Source organism: Pseudomonas sp. FIP_A4, from assembly GCF_036701605.1.
Lineage (GTDB): Bacteria > Pseudomonadota > Gammaproteobacteria > Pseudomonadales > Pseudomonadaceae > Stutzerimonas > Stutzerimonas phenolilytica.
In genome coordinates, this window is sequence record NZ_JAYDXP010000125.1 from 45,475 (window position 1) to 63,724 (window position 18,250).

Annotated in this window: 19 protein-coding genes; 3 read left to right on the top strand and 16 right to left on the bottom strand. The window is 61.8% G+C overall.

Annotation, left to right across the window (positions count from 1 at the left end):
* Positions 1–2: 2 nt before the first annotated feature.
* The 7 genes from ispC to rpsB form a co-directional block, all read right to left on the bottom strand.
* A complete protein-coding gene (gene ispC, locus U8L64_RS12990) occupies positions 3–1,205 on the bottom strand; it encodes a 1-deoxy-D-xylulose-5-phosphate reductoisomerase (RefSeq protein ID WP_138299698.1) in 1,203 nt (400 codons plus the stop codon).
* Positions 1,190–2,005, bottom strand: coding sequence for a phosphatidate cytidylyltransferase (locus tag U8L64_RS12995; RefSeq protein ID WP_138299697.1), 816 nt, complete (start codon positions 2,003–2,005; stop codon positions 1,190–1,192). The genes ispC and U8L64_RS12995 overlap by 16 nt, the downstream gene beginning before the upstream one ends.
* The gene (uppS, locus tag U8L64_RS13000) at positions 1,999–2,760 is read right to left on the bottom strand and encodes a polyprenyl diphosphate synthase (RefSeq protein ID WP_043296526.1); all 762 of its coding nucleotides are present in this window, start codon (positions 2,758–2,760) and stop codon (positions 1,999–2,001) included. The genes U8L64_RS12995 and uppS overlap by 7 nt, the downstream gene beginning before the upstream one ends.
* A gap of 135 nt (positions 2,761–2,895) precedes the next feature.
* Positions 2,896–3,453 (bottom strand): ribosome recycling factor, encoded by a 558-nt coding sequence (gene frr / locus U8L64_RS13005; protein WP_043296528.1) that lies wholly within the window; start codon positions 3,451–3,453, stop codon positions 2,896–2,898.
* A complete protein-coding gene (gene pyrH / locus U8L64_RS13010; RefSeq protein ID WP_043296530.1) occupies positions 3,450–4,193 on the bottom strand; it encodes a UMP kinase in 744 nt (247 codons plus the stop codon). Before pyrH ends, frr begins: the two co-directional genes overlap by 4 nt.
* Before the next feature lie 194 nt (positions 4,194–4,387).
* Complete coding sequence (tsf, locus tag U8L64_RS13015) at positions 4,388–5,251, bottom strand: translation elongation factor Ts (protein ID WP_054095316.1); 864 nt, start codon at positions 5,249–5,251, stop codon at positions 4,388–4,390.
* Between the two features lie 124 nt (positions 5,252–5,375).
* The gene (gene rpsB / locus U8L64_RS13020) at positions 5,376–6,116 is read right to left on the bottom strand and encodes a 30S ribosomal protein S2 (protein WP_008566876.1); all 741 of its coding nucleotides are present in this window, start codon (positions 6,114–6,116) and stop codon (positions 5,376–5,378) included.
* A gap of 272 nt (positions 6,117–6,388) precedes the next feature.
* Here rpsB and map point away from each other — a divergent pair, with 272 nt between their 5' ends.
* Together map and U8L64_RS13030 are read left to right on the top strand one after the other, a co-directional pair.
* Entirely contained in the window at positions 6,389–7,171 is a 783-nt protein-coding gene (map, locus tag U8L64_RS13025) for a type I methionyl aminopeptidase (RefSeq protein WP_043296536.1), read from the top strand.
* A gap of 33 nt (positions 7,172–7,204) precedes the next feature.
* Positions 7,205–9,907 carry a [protein-PII] uridylyltransferase gene (locus U8L64_RS13030; protein WP_333397964.1) on the top strand — a complete coding sequence of 901 codons (2,703 nt, stop codon included), beginning with the start codon at positions 7,205–7,207 and terminating at the stop codon, positions 9,905–9,907.
* Between the two features lie 25 nt (positions 9,908–9,932).
* Here U8L64_RS13030 and U8L64_RS13035 read toward each other — a convergent pair whose 3' ends face one another.
* The 7 genes from U8L64_RS13035 to U8L64_RS13065 form a co-directional block, all read right to left on the bottom strand.
* Positions 9,933–10,262 carry a Na+/H+ antiporter subunit G gene (locus U8L64_RS13035; protein WP_043296540.1) on the bottom strand — a complete coding sequence of 110 codons (330 nt, stop codon included), beginning with the start codon at positions 10,260–10,262 and terminating at the stop codon, positions 9,933–9,935.
* A gap of 9 nt (positions 10,263–10,271) precedes the next feature.
* Positions 10,272–10,541: a K+/H+ antiporter subunit F gene (locus tag U8L64_RS13040; protein ID WP_054095318.1), complete on the bottom strand. Its 270-nt coding sequence runs from the start codon at positions 10,539–10,541 to the stop codon at positions 10,272–10,274.
* Positions 10,526–11,029, bottom strand: a complete 504-nt coding sequence (locus U8L64_RS13045) for a Na+/H+ antiporter subunit E (protein ID WP_234302138.1) — start codon at positions 11,027–11,029, stop codon at positions 10,526–10,528. Before U8L64_RS13045 ends, U8L64_RS13040 begins: the two co-directional genes overlap by 16 nt.
* Complete coding sequence (locus U8L64_RS13050; protein ID WP_333397969.1) at positions 11,026–12,534, bottom strand: monovalent cation/H+ antiporter subunit D; 1,509 nt, start codon at positions 12,532–12,534, stop codon at positions 11,026–11,028. Before U8L64_RS13050 ends, U8L64_RS13045 begins: the two co-directional genes overlap by 4 nt.
* Positions 12,531–12,860, bottom strand: coding sequence for a Na+/H+ antiporter subunit C (locus U8L64_RS13055; protein WP_008566867.1), 330 nt, complete (start codon positions 12,858–12,860; stop codon positions 12,531–12,533). The genes U8L64_RS13050 and U8L64_RS13055 overlap by 4 nt, the downstream gene beginning before the upstream one ends.
* The gene (locus U8L64_RS13060; RefSeq protein WP_333397971.1) at positions 12,860–15,652 is read right to left on the bottom strand and encodes a monovalent cation/H+ antiporter subunit A; all 2,793 of its coding nucleotides are present in this window, start codon (positions 15,650–15,652) and stop codon (positions 12,860–12,862) included. Before U8L64_RS13060 ends, U8L64_RS13055 begins: the two co-directional genes overlap by 1 nt.
* A gap of 194 nt (positions 15,653–15,846) precedes the next feature.
* The gene (locus U8L64_RS13065; protein WP_043296552.1) at positions 15,847–16,308 is read right to left on the bottom strand and encodes a glycine zipper 2TM domain-containing protein; all 462 of its coding nucleotides are present in this window, start codon (positions 16,306–16,308) and stop codon (positions 15,847–15,849) included.
* Between the two features lie 119 nt (positions 16,309–16,427).
* On the opposite strand from U8L64_RS13065, the gene U8L64_RS13070 reads away from it, so the two are divergent.
* Positions 16,428–16,676: a hypothetical protein gene (locus U8L64_RS13070; protein ID WP_037019268.1), complete on the top strand. Its 249-nt coding sequence runs from the start codon at positions 16,428–16,430 to the stop codon at positions 16,674–16,676.
* A gap of 51 nt (positions 16,677–16,727) precedes the next feature.
* Here U8L64_RS13070 and pdxH read toward each other — a convergent pair whose 3' ends face one another.
* Together pdxH and U8L64_RS13080 are read right to left on the bottom strand one after the other, a co-directional pair.
* Positions 16,728–17,375: a pyridoxamine 5'-phosphate oxidase gene (gene pdxH / locus U8L64_RS13075; RefSeq protein WP_077683977.1), complete on the bottom strand. Its 648-nt coding sequence runs from the start codon at positions 17,373–17,375 to the stop codon at positions 16,728–16,730.
* 186 nt (positions 17,376–17,561) lie between these two features.
* The gene (locus tag U8L64_RS13080; RefSeq protein ID WP_077683976.1) at positions 17,562–18,230 is read right to left on the bottom strand and encodes an OmpA family protein; all 669 of its coding nucleotides are present in this window, start codon (positions 18,228–18,230) and stop codon (positions 17,562–17,564) included.
* Positions 18,231–18,250 lie beyond the last annotated feature (20 nt).

Here is an 18,250-nt window from a genome sequence, read left to right on the forward strand (position 1 = left end):
GGCTAACGCCCGTGACGATCGAGCCAGGATCCGGCGAGAGCCCGAGCCTGCCGATCTGCTGTCAGTACGTCCTCAAGGCAGCGAGCCGGAACCGATGCCTCGCGATCCAGCACATCACCGATGATACCCGCGATTTCAGTGAAACGAATTCGCCGATCGAGAAACGCGTCGACAGCCACTTCGTTGGCCGCATTAAGCATCGCCGGACTGGTACCGCCCGCCTCCGCGGCGTGTCGGGCGAGGCGTAGACAAGGAAAGCGCTGTTCATCCGGAGCTTGAAACTCGAGCCTACCGATGCGCAGCAAATCGAGCGCGGATACGCCAGAGTCCATACGCTCGGGCCAGGCCAGCGCATGGGCGATGGGCGTACGCATATCGGGATTACCCAACTGCGCGAGCACCGAGCCGTCGACATAGTCGACCATCGAATGAATCACGCTTTGCGGGTGCACCACCACTTCGACTTGATCAGGGCGGGCATCGAACAGCCAGCACGCCTCGATCAGTTCGAGTCCTTTATTCATCATACTGGCGGAGTCGACCGATATCTTGCGTCCCATGGACCAGTTCGGATGCGCACATGCCTGCTCGGGCGTGACACTGGCGAGAGCCGCTGCCGGTAGTTCGCGAAAAGGACCGCCGGATGCGGTTAGCAGAATCCGCCGCACACCGACCTCAGCCATACCCCGCGCATAATCGCGCGGCAGGCACTGAAAGATCGCGTTGTGCTCGCTGTCGATAGGCAACAGCACCGCTCCACTGTCACGCAGCGCCTGCATGAACAGACCGCCGGACATCACCAGCGCTTCCTTATTGGCAAGCAGGACGCGCTTGCCAGCCTGTACGGCAGACAGGGTGGGACGCAGGCCTGCGGCGCCAACAATCGCAGCCATCACCACATCCGCCTCCGGATGAGCCGCCACCTCGCACAGCCCGCCTTCACCCACCAAAACCCGCGTGGACACGCCATCGCGCGCCAGTTCCGACTGCAGGACACGCGCCTGCGCCTCCTCCGCCACCACCGCGTAGCGTGGCTGATGCAACAAGCACAGCTTGTGCAAATCAGCCATCCGTGTGAATGCCGTCAGGGCAAATATCTGGTAACGCTCTGGATGGCGCGCCACCACATCGAGCGTACTGAGTCCGATAGAGCCGGTAGCGCCCAGCACCGTAACGAGCAGCGGTCGCGTCACCTTGCACCCCATCCTGCCAGCCAAAGCAGCACTGCGAACAGGGGAATGGCTGCGGTGAGGCTATCGATGCGATCCATCACCCCGCCATGGCCCGGCAGGAGCTGACTGCTGTCCTTGATTCCGGCGCTACGCTTGAACATGCTTTCGGTCAGGTCACCAATCACCGAAACACTCACCACCAACGCCGCCCCAAGCAGGGCCAGCACCAACTCGCGTGCGCTCCAGTCACGATTGAGTCCGATTGCCAGCGTGATGGCCAGACTGGCCAGCAGGCCGCCGATGAGGCCTTCCCAGCTCTTACCCGGACTAACCGCGGGCGCCAGCTTCCGCCGACCGAATGCCTTGCCGGAAAAGTACGCACCGATATCCGCCGCCCAGACCAGAACCATCACCGCGATGATCAGCCAGTTGCCGGACGGCCATTGCTTGAGTATCAGGAGTGCCTGCCAGGCCGGCAGCAGAATCAGCAAACCGATCAGCAGACTGCCTGGCGCTCCACCCCAGAAACGTCGGCTCCGCGGATAGCCGATCACCAGCGCGGTCGCCGCGCCCCACCAGAGCACCGCCGCAACCAACAACCAGGGCGCCAGCACTGGAAGCTGATAAAGCACCGCCAGCAGCAGTACGACCAGAACAGCGTAAGCCACGCGTGCCGGCTGTGCATTGAAACCCGCGAGATGAGCCCACTCCCAGGCGGCCAGTGTCACGACCAGGCCAATGAATAGTGCGAAGGCGATGCCATCGAGATAGAAAAAACCCACGATGGCTACGGGCAGCAATAGCGCCGCCGTGATGATCCGCTGCTTCAGCATTCGGCTCTAACCTCGTTTTCTACTTGTTCGCCGGTCTTGCCGAAACGGCGTTGACGCGAGGCGAAATCGACCAGGGCGCGACGCATCGCCTGATGCTTGAAGTCAGGCCAGAACAGATCGGAGAAATAGAGCTCCGCGTAAGCCAGCTGCCACAGCAGGAAATTACTGATGCGTCGCTCGCCGCCGGTGCGGATGCACAAGTCAGGTGGCGGCAGATCGCCCGTGGCGAGGTAGCCCTGAAACAGCGCAGGCGTAATCTCATCCGGATTCAAGCGACCGGCCTGAGCCTCGGCCGCCAGATGACGCGTGGCCTGGAGAATGTCCCATTGCCCGCCATAGTTGGCCGCGACCTGCAGGATGAAACGATGGTTGTGCGCGGTAATCGCTTCGGCCTCGAGCATCGCCGCCTGCAATTCGGGGTGAAATCGCGAGCGGTCGCCAATAATCCGCAGGCGGATACCATTGTCGTTCAGCTTGCGCGCTTCTCGGCGCAGCGCCCTGAGAAACAGCTCCATCAGCGCACCGACCTCGTCGGCGGGACGCTGCCAGTTCTCGCTGGAGAAAGCGAACAGCGTCAGCACCTCCACGCCGGACTCGGCACACACCTCGATGACCGCGCGCACCGCGTCGACACCCGCCTTGTGCCCAGCCACACCCGGCAACAAGCGCCTCTTTGCCCAGCGGTTATTGCCATCCATGATGATCGCCACGTGACGGGGAATATTCCGCCCAGCGATCTGCCTGACCTTTTCCATCAAACAACTCTACTTGCGCTGAAACACGCTTAGAACGATGAGAGGCGCAGCAAAAGCCGGCCAAATGCATCGATTGGACTGCCGCGCCCGGCAGCGGTTTCGTCCATTGTGCCGGCTAGAGATCGAGGATGGCGATTAGACCGCCATCAGATCGGCTTCCTTGCTTTCCAGCGCCTTGTCGATCTCTGCAACGAACTTGTCGGTGAGCTTCTGGACATCATCCTGCCCGCGGCGCTCGTCGTCTTCGCTGATTTCCTTCTCTTTCACCAGCTCCTTGAGCTGCGCCAGAGCATCCCGGCGAATGTTGCGCACGGCGACGCGGGCATTCTCCGCTTCGGCGCGAGCCTGCTTGGTGAAGCCCTTGCGGGTCTCTTCGGTAAGCGCCGGCATCGGTACGCGAATGGTGGTACCGGCGGTTGCCGGGTTAAGCCCGAGATCGGAGGTCATGATCGCCTTCTCGACCGCCTGGATCATGCTCTTGTCGAACACGGTCAGAGCAAGCGTACGCGAATCCTCGGCGATCACGTTGGCAACCTGGCGCAGCGGCGTATCGGCGCCGTAGTAGGACACCATGACACTGTCGAGAATGCTTGGGTGCGCTCGGCCGGTACGAATCTTGGAAAACGCGTTATCCAGCGATTCCAGAGTCTTCTTCATGCGCTCCTGCGCGTCTTGCTTGATCTCGTTGATCATTCGTTCGATTCCTCGATCAGGGTTCCTTCGGCGCCACCGAGCACAATGTTCAGCAGGGCCCCAGGCTTGTTCATATTGAAGACGCGCAGCGGCATGTTGTGGTCGCGGCACAGGCAGATGGCTGTGAGGTCCATGACACCCAGCTTGCGGTCAAGCACGTCATCATAGGTCAATTGCGCAAATTTCTCGGCGTTTGGATCCTTGAATGGATCGGCTGTATAGACGCCGTCCACCTTGGTCGCCTTCAGCACGACATCCGCCTGGATCTCGATGGCGCGCAGGCAGGCTGCCGAATCGGTGGTAAAGAACGGATTGCCGGTGCCAGCCGAGAAAATCACGACCTCGCCAGACTTGAGATGGCGCATCGCCTTGCGCCGGTCGTAATGATCGGTCACACCAACCATGGAAATCGCAGACATCACCAATGCCGGGATATTCGAACGCTCCAGCGCATCACGCATCGCCAGCGCGTTCATAACCGTTGCCAGCATGCCCATGTGGTCGCCAGTGACGCGATCCATGCCCGCAGCGGAAAGCGCGGCACCGCGGAACAGGTTGCCCCCACCGATGACCAGGCCGACCTCCACACCGATACCGACCAGCTGGCCGACTTCCAGCGCCATACGATCCAGCACCTTGGGATCGATGCCGAAGTCTTCGGACCCCATCAGGGCCTCGCCGCTCAGTTTGAGCAAAATGCGCTTGTAGCGAGGATTGCGTGAACTCATCTGCTGAGCCATTGGCATGTGTCTCCTGCGGCGTTCAAATGACTAGATTGATTGGCCAGACAAAAAAATATCTGCGCTAGGACACTGCGTGAGCAGTTTGGTGCCCGGCGGCGAGCATAAAGCGAAAAAACAATTTGTGCGCTTCTCTGAAAAAGAGGCCGCGCGCGTAAGCGGGCAGCCTCTTCGGGGACAGCGGAACCGAGGTATTACTGCTTGCTGGCTGCGACCTGAGCGGCCACTTCCGCAGCGAAGTCGACTTCAGCCTTCTCGATGCCTTCACCCACTTCGTAGCGAACGAAGGAAACGATCTGTGCGCCGGCTTTCTTGGCCAGATCGCCGACCTTGACTTCCGGATCCTTGACGAAAGGCTGCTCAACCAGGCTGGCTTCAGCCAGGAACTTGTTGATACGGCCCTTGATCATGTTCTCGACGATGTTCTCCGGCTTGCCGGCGATCTTATCGGCGTTGAGCTGCAGGAAGATTTCCTTCTCCTTGGCGATCAGCTCCTCGGAAACGTCCGCCGGGCTCAGAACAGCCGGATTGCTGGCCGCCACATGCATGGCGATGTCCTTGGCCAACTCAGCGTCGCCGCCCTTCAGAGTGACCAGCACACCGATACGATGGCCGTGCAGGTAAGCTCCCACCACTTCGCCTTCGACCGCAGTCAGACGACGAATGTTGACGTTCTCGCCACACTTGGCAACCAGCGCCTCGCGAGCGGATTCGCGCGAAGCGATCAGCGGAGCGGCTTCAGTCAGCTTCTGCTCGAAAGCTTCGTCCAGGCTGTCCTTGACGAACGCTTTGAAGTCGTCCTGCAGGGCCAGGAAGTCGGTCTGCGAGTTGACTTCGATGATCAGGCCACGACCGCCTTCAACGCGAACAGCGATGGCGCCTTCGGCCGCGATGTTGCCGGACTTCTTGGCCGCCTTGATGGCGCCGGAAGCGCGCATGTCGTCGATGGCCTTCTCGATGTCACCGCCAGCAGCGACCAGCGCCTTCTTGCATTCCATCATGCCCTGGCCGGTGCGCTCGCGCAGTTCTTTGACCATCGCCGCAGTGATTTCTGCCATGTTCGGAATCCTCTCGATTGGTTTCTAACCATTCGCCCGACAGCGCGGACGATCAATTCGGAAGTGGCAAAAAGGGGGCCTAGCCCCCTTTTTGTCCATCGGGTGTCACGCTAGAGCGTCACTCTCAGCCTTGAGCGGCTTCGGAAGCGACTTCCTCGACGAACTCATCGGCACCGGCACCAGCATTCTGGCGACCGCGCAGGACAGCGTCAGCCATCGAGCCCAGATAGAGTTGCACGGCGCGGATGGCGTCATCATTACCGGGGATAATGTAGTCAACGCCTTCCGGACTGCTGTTGGTATCGACGATGCCGATGACCGGAATGCCCAGCTTGTTGGCTTCGGAGATGGCGATGCGCTCGTGGTCGACGTCAATGACGAACATCGCATCCGGCAAACCGCCCATGTCCTTGATACCGCCCAGGCTGCGCTCGAGCTTCTCGAGGTCGCGGGTGCGCATCAGGGCTTCTTTCTTGGTCAGCTTGTCGAAGGTGCCGTCCTGGGACTGAACTTCCAGCTCACGCAGGCGCTTGATCGAGGCGCGGATGGTCTTGTAGTTGGTCAGCATGCCGCCCAGCCAACGATGATCGACATACGGCGAGCCACAACGAGCGGCTTCTTCGCGGACGATCTTGCCAGCGGAACGCTTGGTACCGACGAACAGAATCTTGTTCTTGCCAGCTGCCAGTTTCTCAACGAAACGCAGAGCGTCGTTGAACATCGGCAGGGTCTTTTCCAAGTTGATGATGTGGATCTTGTTACGCGCGCCGAAAATGTACTTGTCCATTTTCGGGTTCCAGTAACGGGTCTGGTGGCCGAAGTGCACACCGGCCTTCAGCATATCGCGCATGGTGACTTGAGACATGATACGTCCTCGAATAAGTCGGGTTAGGCCTCCACGCGTCCCGATATCCAACTCTTTCGAGCACCCAGGATACCGTGTCGACGCGTGTGTGGGTTCAAGCGCAACGGGGAGGTCCCCGCTGAGCGGCGCGTTTTATAGCATAGAAAACCTGCGCGGGCTACAAGCGAACGCTGGATGCTCGGCTCGGGCCAGCGACGGCGAGCGCCCAGCTTCAGGCTTGCTGCCTCAAGCTGCTACCATACCGCCCTTTCCTTTCGTGCCCGAGAGTTCCCATGACAGTCACCATCAAGACGCCCGAAGACATCGAGAAAATGCGTATCGCCGGCCGGCTCGCCGCCGAGGTGCTGGAAATGATCGAAGAGCATGTCAAGGCCGGCGTCACCACCGATGAACTGGATCGCCTCTGCCACGACTACATCGTCAACGTGCAACAGGCGATTCCGGCGCCGCTCAACTACAAGGGCTTCCCCAAATCGATCTGCACGTCGCTCAATCATGTCGTCTGCCACGGAATTCCAAACGACAAGCCGTTGAAGGATGGCGACATCCTCAATATCGATATCACCGTGATCAAGGACGGCTACCACGGCGACACCAGCCGGATGTTCATCGTCGGCCAAGTGCCGGAATGGGCGCAGCGGCTGTGCAAGGTGACTCAGGAGTGCCTATATATAGGCATCGAAATGGTCCGTCCCGGTGTTCGCCTGGGCGACATTGGCGAGGCGATCCAGAAACACGCCGAAAAGAACGGCTTCTCCGTCGTGCGCGAGTACTGCGGCCATGGCATCGGCAAGGTCTTCCACGAGGAGCCTCAGGTGCTGCACTACGGCCGCGCCGGCACAGGCATGGAACTCAAGGAAGGCATGACCTTCACCATCGAGCCGATGATCAACCAGGGCCGCGCCGAAACACGCCTGCTCGGTGACGGCTGGACCGCGATTACCAAGGATCGCAAGCTGTCCGCACAGTGGGAGCACACCATCCTGGTCACCGCCACTGGCTACGAGATCTTTACCCTGCGCCGGGACGACACCATCGCGCGCACCTCGGCCTGAACTTTCCATTTCTAACGGCATCGGGGGGTACGCATGCCTCAGGTTGATCCAGAGCTGTTCGATCGTAGCCAGTTCCAGGCCGAACTGGCGCTCAAGGCCAGCCCGATTGCCGCATTCAAGAAAGCCCTCCGCCAGGCCCGCGAAGTCCTCGACAGACGCTTTCGGGACGGCCGAGAGATTCGCCGGCTGATCGAAGACCGCGCCTGGTTCACCGATCAGATCCTGCGCGCCGCTTGGAGCCGCTTCGACTGGAGCAAGGGCGCGGATATCGCCCTGGTTGCGGTCGGCGGTTACGGTCGCGGCGAGCTGCACCCCTACTCCGACATCGACCTGCTGATCCTGCTCGACGATAGCGATCACGAAATATTCCGAGAGTCGATCGAGGGGTTTCTGACCCTGCTCTGGGACATCGGGCTGGAAGTCGGCCAGAGCGTGCGCTCGATCGCCGAGTGCGCCGAAGAGGCGCGCGCCGACCTCACCGTCATCACCAACCTGATGGAAAGCCGTACCATCGCCGGTCCCGAGCATCTGCGTAAAAAGATGCTGGAAGTCACCCGACCCGATGTGATGTGGCCAAGCAAAGACTTCTTCCTCGCCAAGCGCAACGAGCAGCGCCAGCGGCATTCCAAGTACAACAACACCGAATACAACCTGGAGCCGAACGTGAAGCGCTCGCCTGGCGGCCTGCGCGACATCCAGACGATCCTCTGGATCGCCCGTCGGCAATTCGGCACGCTCGATCTGCAGGCCATGGTCGATCAGGGCTTCCTCACCGAGGGCGAACTCAGCCTGCTGACCGCCGCTCAGGAGTTTCTCTGGAAGGTACGCTACGGCCTGCACATGCTGGCCGGACGTGCGGAGGATCGCCTGCTGTTCGACCACCAGCGCTCGCTCGCCGCCCTGCTCGGCTACGAGGATAGCGACGCCAAGCTGGCCATCGAACGCTTCATGCAGAAGTACTATCGGGTGGTGATGAGCGTCGCCGAGCTGAGCGATCTGGTCGGCCAGCACTTCGCCGAGGCCATCCTCTGGGAAGGCGACTCCGGCCCGAGCATCAAGCTCAACAGCCGTTTCCTGGTGCGCGACGACTATCTCGAAGTCCGCGACCCGGCGGTCTTCAAGCGCACCCCGTTCGCAATCCTGGAAACGTTCGTCCTGCTCGCCCAGCATCCGCAGATTCAGGGCGTACGCGCCAACACCATCCGCCTACTACGCGATCATCGCTACCTGATCGACGACGATTTTCGCAGCGACATTCGCAACACCAGCCTGTTCATCGAGCTGTTCAAGTGCAAGGAAGGCATCCATCGCAACCTGCGGCGAATGAACCGCTACGGCATTCTCGGCCGCTACCTCCCGGAATTCGGCCATATCGTCGGACAGATGCAGCACGACCTGTTCCACATCTATACGGTCGACGCCCACACGCTCAATGTCATCAAATACCTGCGCAAGCTAACCAAGCCGGGCGTGGCGGAGAAGTATCCGCTGGCCAGCGCGCTGATCGAGCGCCTGCCCAAGCCGGAGCTGATCTATATCGCGGGGCTCTATCACGACATAGCCAAGGGCCGCGGCGGCGATCACTCCGAGCTGGGCGCAGTGGACGCTGAGCAGTTTTGCAACCGGCACAAGCTGCCGGCCTGGGATACGCGACTGGTCGTCTGGCTGGTACAGAATCACCTGGTCATGTCCACGACCGCCCAGCGCAAGGACCTTTCCGATCCGCAGGTGATCATCGATTTCGCTCAGCAGGTAGGCGACGAGACGCATCTCGACTATCTCTACGTGCTGACCGTCGCGGACATCAACGCGACCAATCCGACGCTGTGGAATTCCTGGCGTGCGAGCCTGCTGCGCCAGCTGCACACCGCCACCCAGCGCGCGTTGCAGCGCGGCCTGGAGAATCCGCTGGGGCGCGAGGAGCAGATCCGCCAGACCCAGCGCGCCGCACTGGACGAACTGGTTCGCAACGGCAGCGACCCCGACGAGGCCGAGCAGCTCTGGGCGCAACTGGGTGACGACTATTTCATGCGCCACTCGGCCAGCGACGTGGCCTGGCATACCGCGGCGATCCTCGCGCACGGCGAAGACAACGGCCCGCTGGTGCTGATCAAGGAAACCACGCAGCGCGAATTCGAGGGCGGCACGCAGATCTTCATCTATGCGCCGGACCAGCACGACTTCTTCGCCGTGACAGTGGCGGCGATGGACCAGCTCAACCTGAACATCCACGATGCCCGCATCATCACTTCGAGCAGCCAGTTCACGCTCGACACCTACATCGTGCTGGACGCCGACGGCACGCCGATCGGCGACAATCGCGAGCGGATCGAGGAAATTCGCCAGGGTCTGATCGACGCGGTACGCAATCCCGACGAGTACCTCACCATCATCCAGCGCCACGTGCCGCGCCAGCTCAAGCACTTCGCCTTCCCGCCGCAGGTCACGATCCACAACGATACCCAGCGCCCGCAGACGATCATCGAGATCATCGCACCGGATCGCCCCGGCCTGCTTGCCCGAGTCGGGCAGTTGTTCCTGGCCTTCGACCTGTCGGTGCAGAACGCCAAGATCGCCACGCTGGGCGAGCGGGTCGAAGACGTGTTTTTCGTTACCAACGCCGACAATCAGCCGCTGTCGGATCCACAGCTCTGCGCGCAGCTGCAGCAGGCGCTGATCGCGCAACTGCAACAGGAAAACGAGCACCAACCGTCGCCGAGCAGCTTCACCATCTGACGCTGGCAGCGCTGCGCGACGGCCTTCACTGCCAAGGCTTGCCGCGCGTGCGCTCGATGAACGGCAGCTTCTGCTGCATCGCGGCCTTGGCCAGCATGTGGGCACTCACCGGGGCGGTGAGGAAGAGAAACAGGGTGATCAGCAACTCGTGCAGACTCAGCCCCTCGGTCCGGCTGCCAAAGAAGATCATCGATGCAATGACGATCCCGCCAACCCCCAGGGTGGTCGCCTTGGTCGGGCCATGCAGACGGGTATAGAAATCCGGCAGGCGGTACAGGCCGATGGCACCGACCAACGCGAACAGACTGCCGACGATCAGGCAAATGCTTACCAGCAACTCGATCCAGAAAGGCATGCGCAATCCTCAGTCAATGATGTCGCCGTGCAGCAGGTGCTTGCCTACTGCGACCGTACTGATGAACCCCATCACCGCGATCAGTAGAGCGGCCTCGAAGAACAGCTCCGACGCCAGCCAGATGCCGAACAGCACGATCAGCGCGAGCGCGTTGATGTAGAGCGTATCCAGCGCCAGCACCCGATCCGGCATCTCCGGGCCAATGATCAGACGTGCCAGGTTAAGTACCGCCGCCAGCGACATGATCGCCAGGCAGATGGGTATCACGTACGTGAGCATTCGAAAATCTCCAGCAGCGGCGCCTCGTAGCGCGACTTCACCTCGTGCACCAGCGCCTCGGCGTCCGGCGCGTCCAGGGCGTGCAACAGCAGGGTCTTGTGATCCGGACTCAGACCGGCCGATACCGTGCCCGGAGTCAGCGAGATGATGCTGGTCAGTACCGCGAGCACGAAATCATCCTCGATCGCCATCGGCACCTCGACGAACGCCGGGGCGAGCCGGCTCTTCGGTCCGAGCACCAGTTTGGCGACATGCAGATTCGCCACCACGATGTCGTAGAACACCAGGGCGATGAAGCGGCACAGCAGCAACGGTTTGCGTACCGTCGGAACTTCGATGAGAAAACGCCGCAGCAGCAGCGGCAGGCCCCAACCGAGCACAGCACCGAGCACCACATGACCGGCGCTCAAGGTGTTGTTCAACATCAGCCACAGCAGCGTGAGCAATACGCTGAGGGCAGGATGAGGCAGCCAGCGTGACTTCTTCATGCGCCACCTCCGGTAATCGTCTGCAGATAGGGCTGCAGATTCAGCAGCTGACTCGCCGTCGCCTGCAGATAGCCCTGTACTGGCTGCGCGAGCACGACCAGCAGCAAGCTACCGGAGAGCAAGCCCAGGGTTGCCAGCAGCCTGACCGGGTCGGCACCTGCATCAACAATGGCTGGGCTCTCGTCATTGGTACGCCAGAACACCAGGCTCCCGGCGCGACTGAGCGCGATCAGCATGCCCAGCCCACCAACCAGCAGCACCGACCACAGCCAGGCCGCCTGACTGCTCAGTTCCACCGCCCGCATCAGCATGAGCTTGCCGAGGAAGCCGGAAAAAGGCGGCAGCCCCGCCACTGAGATTGCCCCGAGAAAGAACAGCATGCCCAGCAGCAGCGGCTGGCGCAGCGGCCCGGCGGAGATCAGATCCGTGCCAATCGCACCGCGTTGTTGGCCGATCAAATCGGCCAACAGGAACAGTGCCCCGGCGATCAACGTGCTATGCAGCAGGTAGTACAGCGCCGCTGCGATGCCACTGGCGCTGCCCAGCGCAATGCCCGCCAGCAAGGTGCCGACCGAAGCCACGACCAGATAGGCCAGCAAGACCTGCAGGTTGCGCGCCGCCAGCGCACCAATGACGCCCGCCGCCAGCGTGAGCAACGACAACGGCCAGAGCCAGACCTGTACCAAGTTGCTCAGCTCGCCGGCCTCGCTGCCGTAGATCAGCGTGAATACGCGTAGGATCGCGTACAGCCCGACCTTCGTCATGATTGCGAAGAGCGCCGCCACCGGAGCCGTCGCCGCCGCATAGGCACGGGGCAACCAGAAATACAGCGGAAGGATCGCCGCCTTCAGGGCGAATACCACCAGCAACAGGAAACCGGCGGCGGCTACCAGCGGTGCCTGCGCCGGATCGAGCAGCGAGGTGCGCCAGGCCAGATCCGCCATGTTCAGCGTACCCAGCACGCCGTACAACATGCTCACGCCCAACAGGAAGAACGAAGAGCCCAGCAAATTCAACACCACATAATGCATGCCCGAGCGAATGCGCGACGGGCCATGGCCATGCACCAGCAGCGCATAGGACGAGATCAGCAGAATCTCGAAGAACACGAACAGGTTGAACAGATCGCCCGTGAGAAAGGCGCCGTTGATGCCGAGCAGCTGCAACTGGAACAGCGCATGGAAATTCGGCCCGCGCTCATCGTCGCCACGACAGGCGTACAGCAGCGCGAAACCGGCGAGCAGCGCCGTCACCATCAGCATCAACGCGCTCAGGCGATCCAACAGCAGGACGATACCGAACGGCGGCTGCCAGTTACCCAGCGCATACACGCGCAGCTGATCGTCACCGGCAAGCAACAGCAACCAGAGCGCAAGCGGCACCAGCGCCCAGGTCGCCAACAGCGATAGCAGGCGCTTGCTGGAGCTACCCAGCCGATGGCCAAACAGCAACACCGCACCCATGAACAGCGGCAGCAGAATAGGCAGGATCAGCACGTGATTCATTCGCGTGGCTCCTGACCATCCACATGGTCCGTGCGCAGCTCACCAAGCCCACGCAGGGCCAGCACCACCACGAACGCGGTCATGGCGAAGCCGATGACGATCGCAGTCAGCACCAGCGCCTGTGGCAGCGGGTCGCCATACTCCGCGCTCTGCCCGATGACTGCCGGCACTCCGGTCGCCAGACGGCCCATCGAAAAAATGAACAGGTTGACCGCATAAGAAATCAGCGTCAGCCCCACAACCACCGGAAAGATCCGCGCCCGCAACAGCAGGTAAACGCCACTGGCGGTCATCACCCCCAGAGTGATGGCAAACAAGGCTTCCATCAGAGCACCTCCCTGCTCGTTTCGTCCTGACCGACATGGCCGATGTTGGAGAGGATCAGCAGCGTCGCGCCGACGACCACCAGATAAACCCCGAGATCGAACAGCATCGCAGTCGCCAGCTCGAACTCGCCCACCAGCGGCAGATGAAAATGTCCGAACGTCGAGGTCAGGAACGGATAGCCGAACAGCCAGCTGCCAAGCCCGGTCAGCCCGGCGATCAGCAGCCCGGCGCCACTGATCGCGTGATAGCTCACGGGCTGACGCTCCTGCGCCCAGGCGACCCCGTGTGAGATGTATTGCAGGATCAGCGCTGCGGCGGTGATCAATCCAGCGATGAACCCCCCCCCTGGCAGATTGTGTCCGCGCAGGAAGATGAACACCGAAATCAGCATGGCCAGCGGCAGCAGAGCACGCGCCAACACGTCGAGAATCATCGGATGGCTGTCCGGCGACCACGGCCTGCCGCCATAGTCGCGCAACGGATGCGGCAAGTGCAGGCCATATAGCAGGCCGTAGATGGCCACGCCGGCGATTGCCAGCACACTGATCTCACCGAGCGTATCGAAGCCGCGGAAGTCCACCAGAATCACGTTGACCACGTTGGTCCCACCGCCCCCGGACACGCTGTTCTCCAGGAAAAACCCGGCGATGCTTTCGTACGGGCGAGTCAGAACCGCGTAGGCCAGCAAAGCGACCATCGTGCCGCAACCACCGGCGAGGAGCAGATCGCGCAAGCTACGCAGACTGCTGGATTCGGCCGGGGTCCGGTCAGGCATGAAGAACAGCGCCAGAATCAACAGGATGATCGACACCACCTCGACCGACAGCTGGGTCAGCGCCAGATCGGGCGCCGAATAGCGAGCGAATGCCAGTGACACCATCAGCCCGACCACCCCGAGCACCATCAGCGAAATCAGCCGGCGACGGTGAAAGAGCACGGTCAGCAGCGAGGCCAGCGCGAGGATCGCCATGCCCAACACTGTCACGCCATCGTACGGGGTCATCGCGACGCTGCCGTGGAAGGAGTCCAGCGTCGACAGTGCGAACACCACCAGCGCCAGCGCACTGGACAACATCAGTGCGAGGTAGCGCTGCAGCGAGCCGTTATCCAGGCCATCGGTGAGCTTGCGTGCCGCTGCGGTGAGTGCACCCATGGCGCGCTCGAAGACCATCAGCGAATCGACCACCGGAAGCCCCTCGTACCAGCGGAACACCCAACGACGCAGCGAATAGATCAGCACACCACCGGTCAGCGCCAGAAAGCTCATGATCAGCGGCAGGTTGAATCCGTGCCAGATCGCCAGGCTGTATTGCGGCGCTTCGCTGTTCAGGCTTGCCGCTACGGCCGATGCCAGCAGCGGCGCTACCGTATAGGCGGGCAACATGCCCACCAGCAGGCAGAGCAGCACCAGCACCTCCACTGGAATCTTCATGTAGCGCGCCGGTTCATGCGGCGGGTATTTCGGCAGGTCGATCGGCTCGCCATTGAAAAACACGTCATGGATGAAGCGCAGCGAATATGCCACCGAAAAGGCGCTGGCAATCGTCGCCAGTGCCGGGATGATCCAGTAGAAGCTGCCGAGCAGATGCTGATCCAGCGTTTCGGCGAAGAACATTTCCTTGCTGAGGAAGCCGTTGAGCAATGGCACACCGGCCATCGCCAGCGACGCCACCATTGCCAGCATCGCGGTGTGCGGCATGTACTTCCACATACCGTTGATGCGCCGCATGTCCCGCGTACCGGTTTCATGGTCGATGATGCCCGCGGCCATGAACAGCGAGGCCTTGAAGGTCGCGTGGTTGATGATATGGAAGATCGCCGCCACCGCTGCCAACCGCGAATCCAGCCCGAACAACAGCGTGATCAGGCCCAGGTGACTGATAGTGGAATAGGCCAGCAGCCCCTTGAGGTCATGCTGGAAAAGTGCCATCACCGCACCTACCAGCAGGGTCGCCAGGCCGGTCATGCTCACCAGATAGAACCACAAATCCGAGTACGCTAACGCCGGATACAGGCGCGCAAGCAGGAACACCCCGGCCTTCACCATCGTCGCCGAGTGCAGGAAAGCCGAGACTGGTGTCGGCGCCGCCATCGCCTGTGGTAACCAGAAGTGAAACGGAAATTGTGCCGATTTGGTGAAAACGCCCAAAAGCACCAGCACCAGGATCACCGGATAGAGCGCACTGTTGCGAATCGCCTCGCCTGCGTCGAGCACGCTGCTGAGTTCGAAGCTGCCGACCACCTGACCGATCAGCAGCACCCCGGCGAGCAGCGCCAGACCGCCGCCACCCGTGACCGCCAGTGCCATGCGGGCCCCCTGGCGGGCATCGGCGCGGTGGTTCCAGTAGCCGATCAACAGAAACGACGACAGACTCGTCAGCTCCCAGAACATCAGCATCAGCAGCAGGTTTTCCGACAGCACGATGCCCAGCATCGAGCCCATGAATAGCAGGAAGAAGCCGAAGAAGCGTCCCATTGGGTCGCGCTTGGCCAGGTAGTAGCGCGCATACAGAATGACCAGCAGGCCAATGCCGAGAATCAGTAGCGCAAATAGAAAGCCCAGACCATCGAGACGCAGACTCAGATTCAGCCCCAACTCCGGCAACCAGGGCACCTGCACGATCTGTACCTTCCCGGCGAACACTGCGGAGCGCTCGGAGAGCAGCAACACCAGCGCGGCCAACGGCCCGATGCCGGCTCCGAAGGCGCACGCCGAGCGGCCGGCGCGCTCCAGCAGCAACGGCAGACAAATGCCCAAGAAAGGCAAAGCGATGATCAACGCAAGCGTCATGGGGTTCTCTCTGGGCCGTCCGGCTCGACGGCATTTCTTCTTCTAAGCGAACTGACTATCAGCTCGCGCGCACACATAGATGCGCTCGATTATCCATATCACCGCAGTGAACGTCATGGGTCCATGTATTACGAAAAACAAAAAGGCGCCGCCCCGCCGCAAAGCGAAGCCGCGCCTTTTGTAGGGTCCCGCCGTCAGGGTGTGACGCGACTGGTTCCGCTTACGCTCAGGATGCGTACCCGCTGGCCGACCCTGAACACCTGGTTCGGCTCAACCTCCTGCACATAAGCGCGGATATTGCCGTCGTCCTCACGCACGGTGATCTCGACGCCCTGCGTGCGGGTGAAACCCTCCTCCGCCGCCGCGCCGAGCATACCGCCCGCTACCGCACCGATGACCGCCGCAACAGCACTGCCGCGCCCGCCGCCCACACCGCTGCCGGCCACTCCGCCCACAATGGCGCCAGCACCGGTGCCGATCGGCGTCTTGGTTCCTTCGATCTTGACCGGTCGCAGCGACTCGATGGTTCCATAGCGAACAGTCTGGACGGCGCGCGCTTCGTCACGCGAATAGGTGTCGCCCGTCAGGCTGGACGCGCAGCCGCCGACCGCGAGCGCTACGGCAGTGAGTGAAGCGATATAAATTGACTTGCGCATGGGTTCTCTCCTGAAAAACGAACGAATCGCTTGGCAACCAACCGGCCCTGCCGCAGCATTCTCGCTGCTTGGCGGCATGCATGAGCCGTCAGATCGTATTCAACCGAACGAGAATGTCCGTGGATTATTTCATCATAGCCGTCACCACCTTCGCCGGCCTGGCTTTCCACGCCTGGCTGTTCATCCGCTTTCGCCGCTGGATCGAACGCGACCTCGCCTACTCGATCGCCGGCAGCGATCCCGATAAGCGAGCGTGGCTGCTGAGCCGACTGGGCGAAGCCAAAGCGCAGAAGATCAAGCGGCGGGATCTGCAGGCGTGGCTGGAGCGTGAAATCCAGCACTATCCAACCCGTCGCACTCAGCAATAAGCCCAGTCGACCGCCGCTCGCAGCCCGGTCGACGGCTCACTCAAGAACGCTTCAGGGTGCCAGTCGCCGACGCTCCCAGCCACCGGTCACGCAGCGGTAATCGAGTCGGTCATGCAGACGGCTCGGACGGCCCTGCCAGAACTCGATACGCTCCGGTATCAACCGGTAGCCGCCCCAGTGCGGCGGACAGTGCGGTGCCTGATCGAGGAAGCGTTGTTCGGTTGCGGCGAGCAGGCGTTCCAGCTCTGCGCGATCGGCAATCACCTGGCTCTGCGGCGACGCCCAAGCGCCCAGGCGGCTACCCAGTGGCCGTACATGGTAGTAGGCGTCCGACTCTTCGACGCTGACCTTCTCTACCCGCCCCTCGATACGCACCTGGCGCTCCAGCGTCGGCCAGAAGAACGTCATCGCGGCAAAAGGCTGCCGACTCATCTGCTGCCCCTTGTCGCTGTCGTAGTTAGTGAAGAACGTGAAACCACGTTCATCCAGCGCCTTGAGCAGCAGGATCCGGCAGTGCGGCCGGCCCGCCTCATCCACGGTCGCCAGCGACATGGCATTGGGCTCGACCGGCGCCTGCTCGGTCTTCATCGCCTCACCGAACCACTGGCGAAACAGGCTGAACGGTTCGTCAGGAGCGTTCGCTTCGCTGAGTCCTTCACGGGTGTAGTCGCGGCGCATATCGGCCAGGGACTGGATCATTCGCGGGTTCCTTCTTCGTCAAACGGGCCGGATCGAAGGCAGCGCACGGCGCACTCGCCTCACGGGTGGCGGCCATCGCGCAGCCGCCCGGAGCCTAGCTTATCCCTGCAACCAGGCCGCGCGCTTGATTCAACGCAAAAGCAAACGGGCCTGAAAAGGCCCGTCGATGATGCGACTACCGTGCTGCTACTTCTCGCCCTTGGCGGTTTTGGCAACCGCAACCTGCGTAGCCGCGGCCGGTGCTGCTACAGCGGCAGTCGCAGTCGCAGTCGGATCGTTATATTCGGCTACCGTCGCCAGCAAGCTGACCTGCTGAGTCAACAGCATCTCGACACGACGGTTCAGCGCGCGCCCGTCCTTGCTGTCATTGGCAGCCCGCGGCTTGTCCGACCCCATGCCGCGGATGCGCAGGCGATCGTGCTTCAAACCGCTGAGGCGGAATATGGCGGCCACTGCGCCGGCCCGCTCGCGACTGATGGTGCGATTGATCTCGTCGGAACCGGTGCTATCGGCGTGGCCGAGAATAACCACGGCGGCCTTACTGTCCTTTTCCACCAGTTTGGCTACCCGCGTGATGGGACCCAGCGTGATCGGCAACAGCATGCCGGGACGATCAGGATTGAATGAGGAATCCACCGGAGCAGTGATCACCAAGAGGTTGTCGCGGCGCTCCAGCTCGAAGCGGCTATCCTTGATCGCCTCGCGCAAACGCGGCTCGTAATCGTCCATCCAGGCCGTATCGACCTTCGCCACGGCAGGCGCCGCAGCCGCGGCCTCGGTGGGCTTCTCATCCTTGGAGCTGCAGCCGACCACCATCAGGCAGACAATCAGAGAAGCGCTTTTCAGCATGTTCATGTGCGGATTCCGTCAGACGT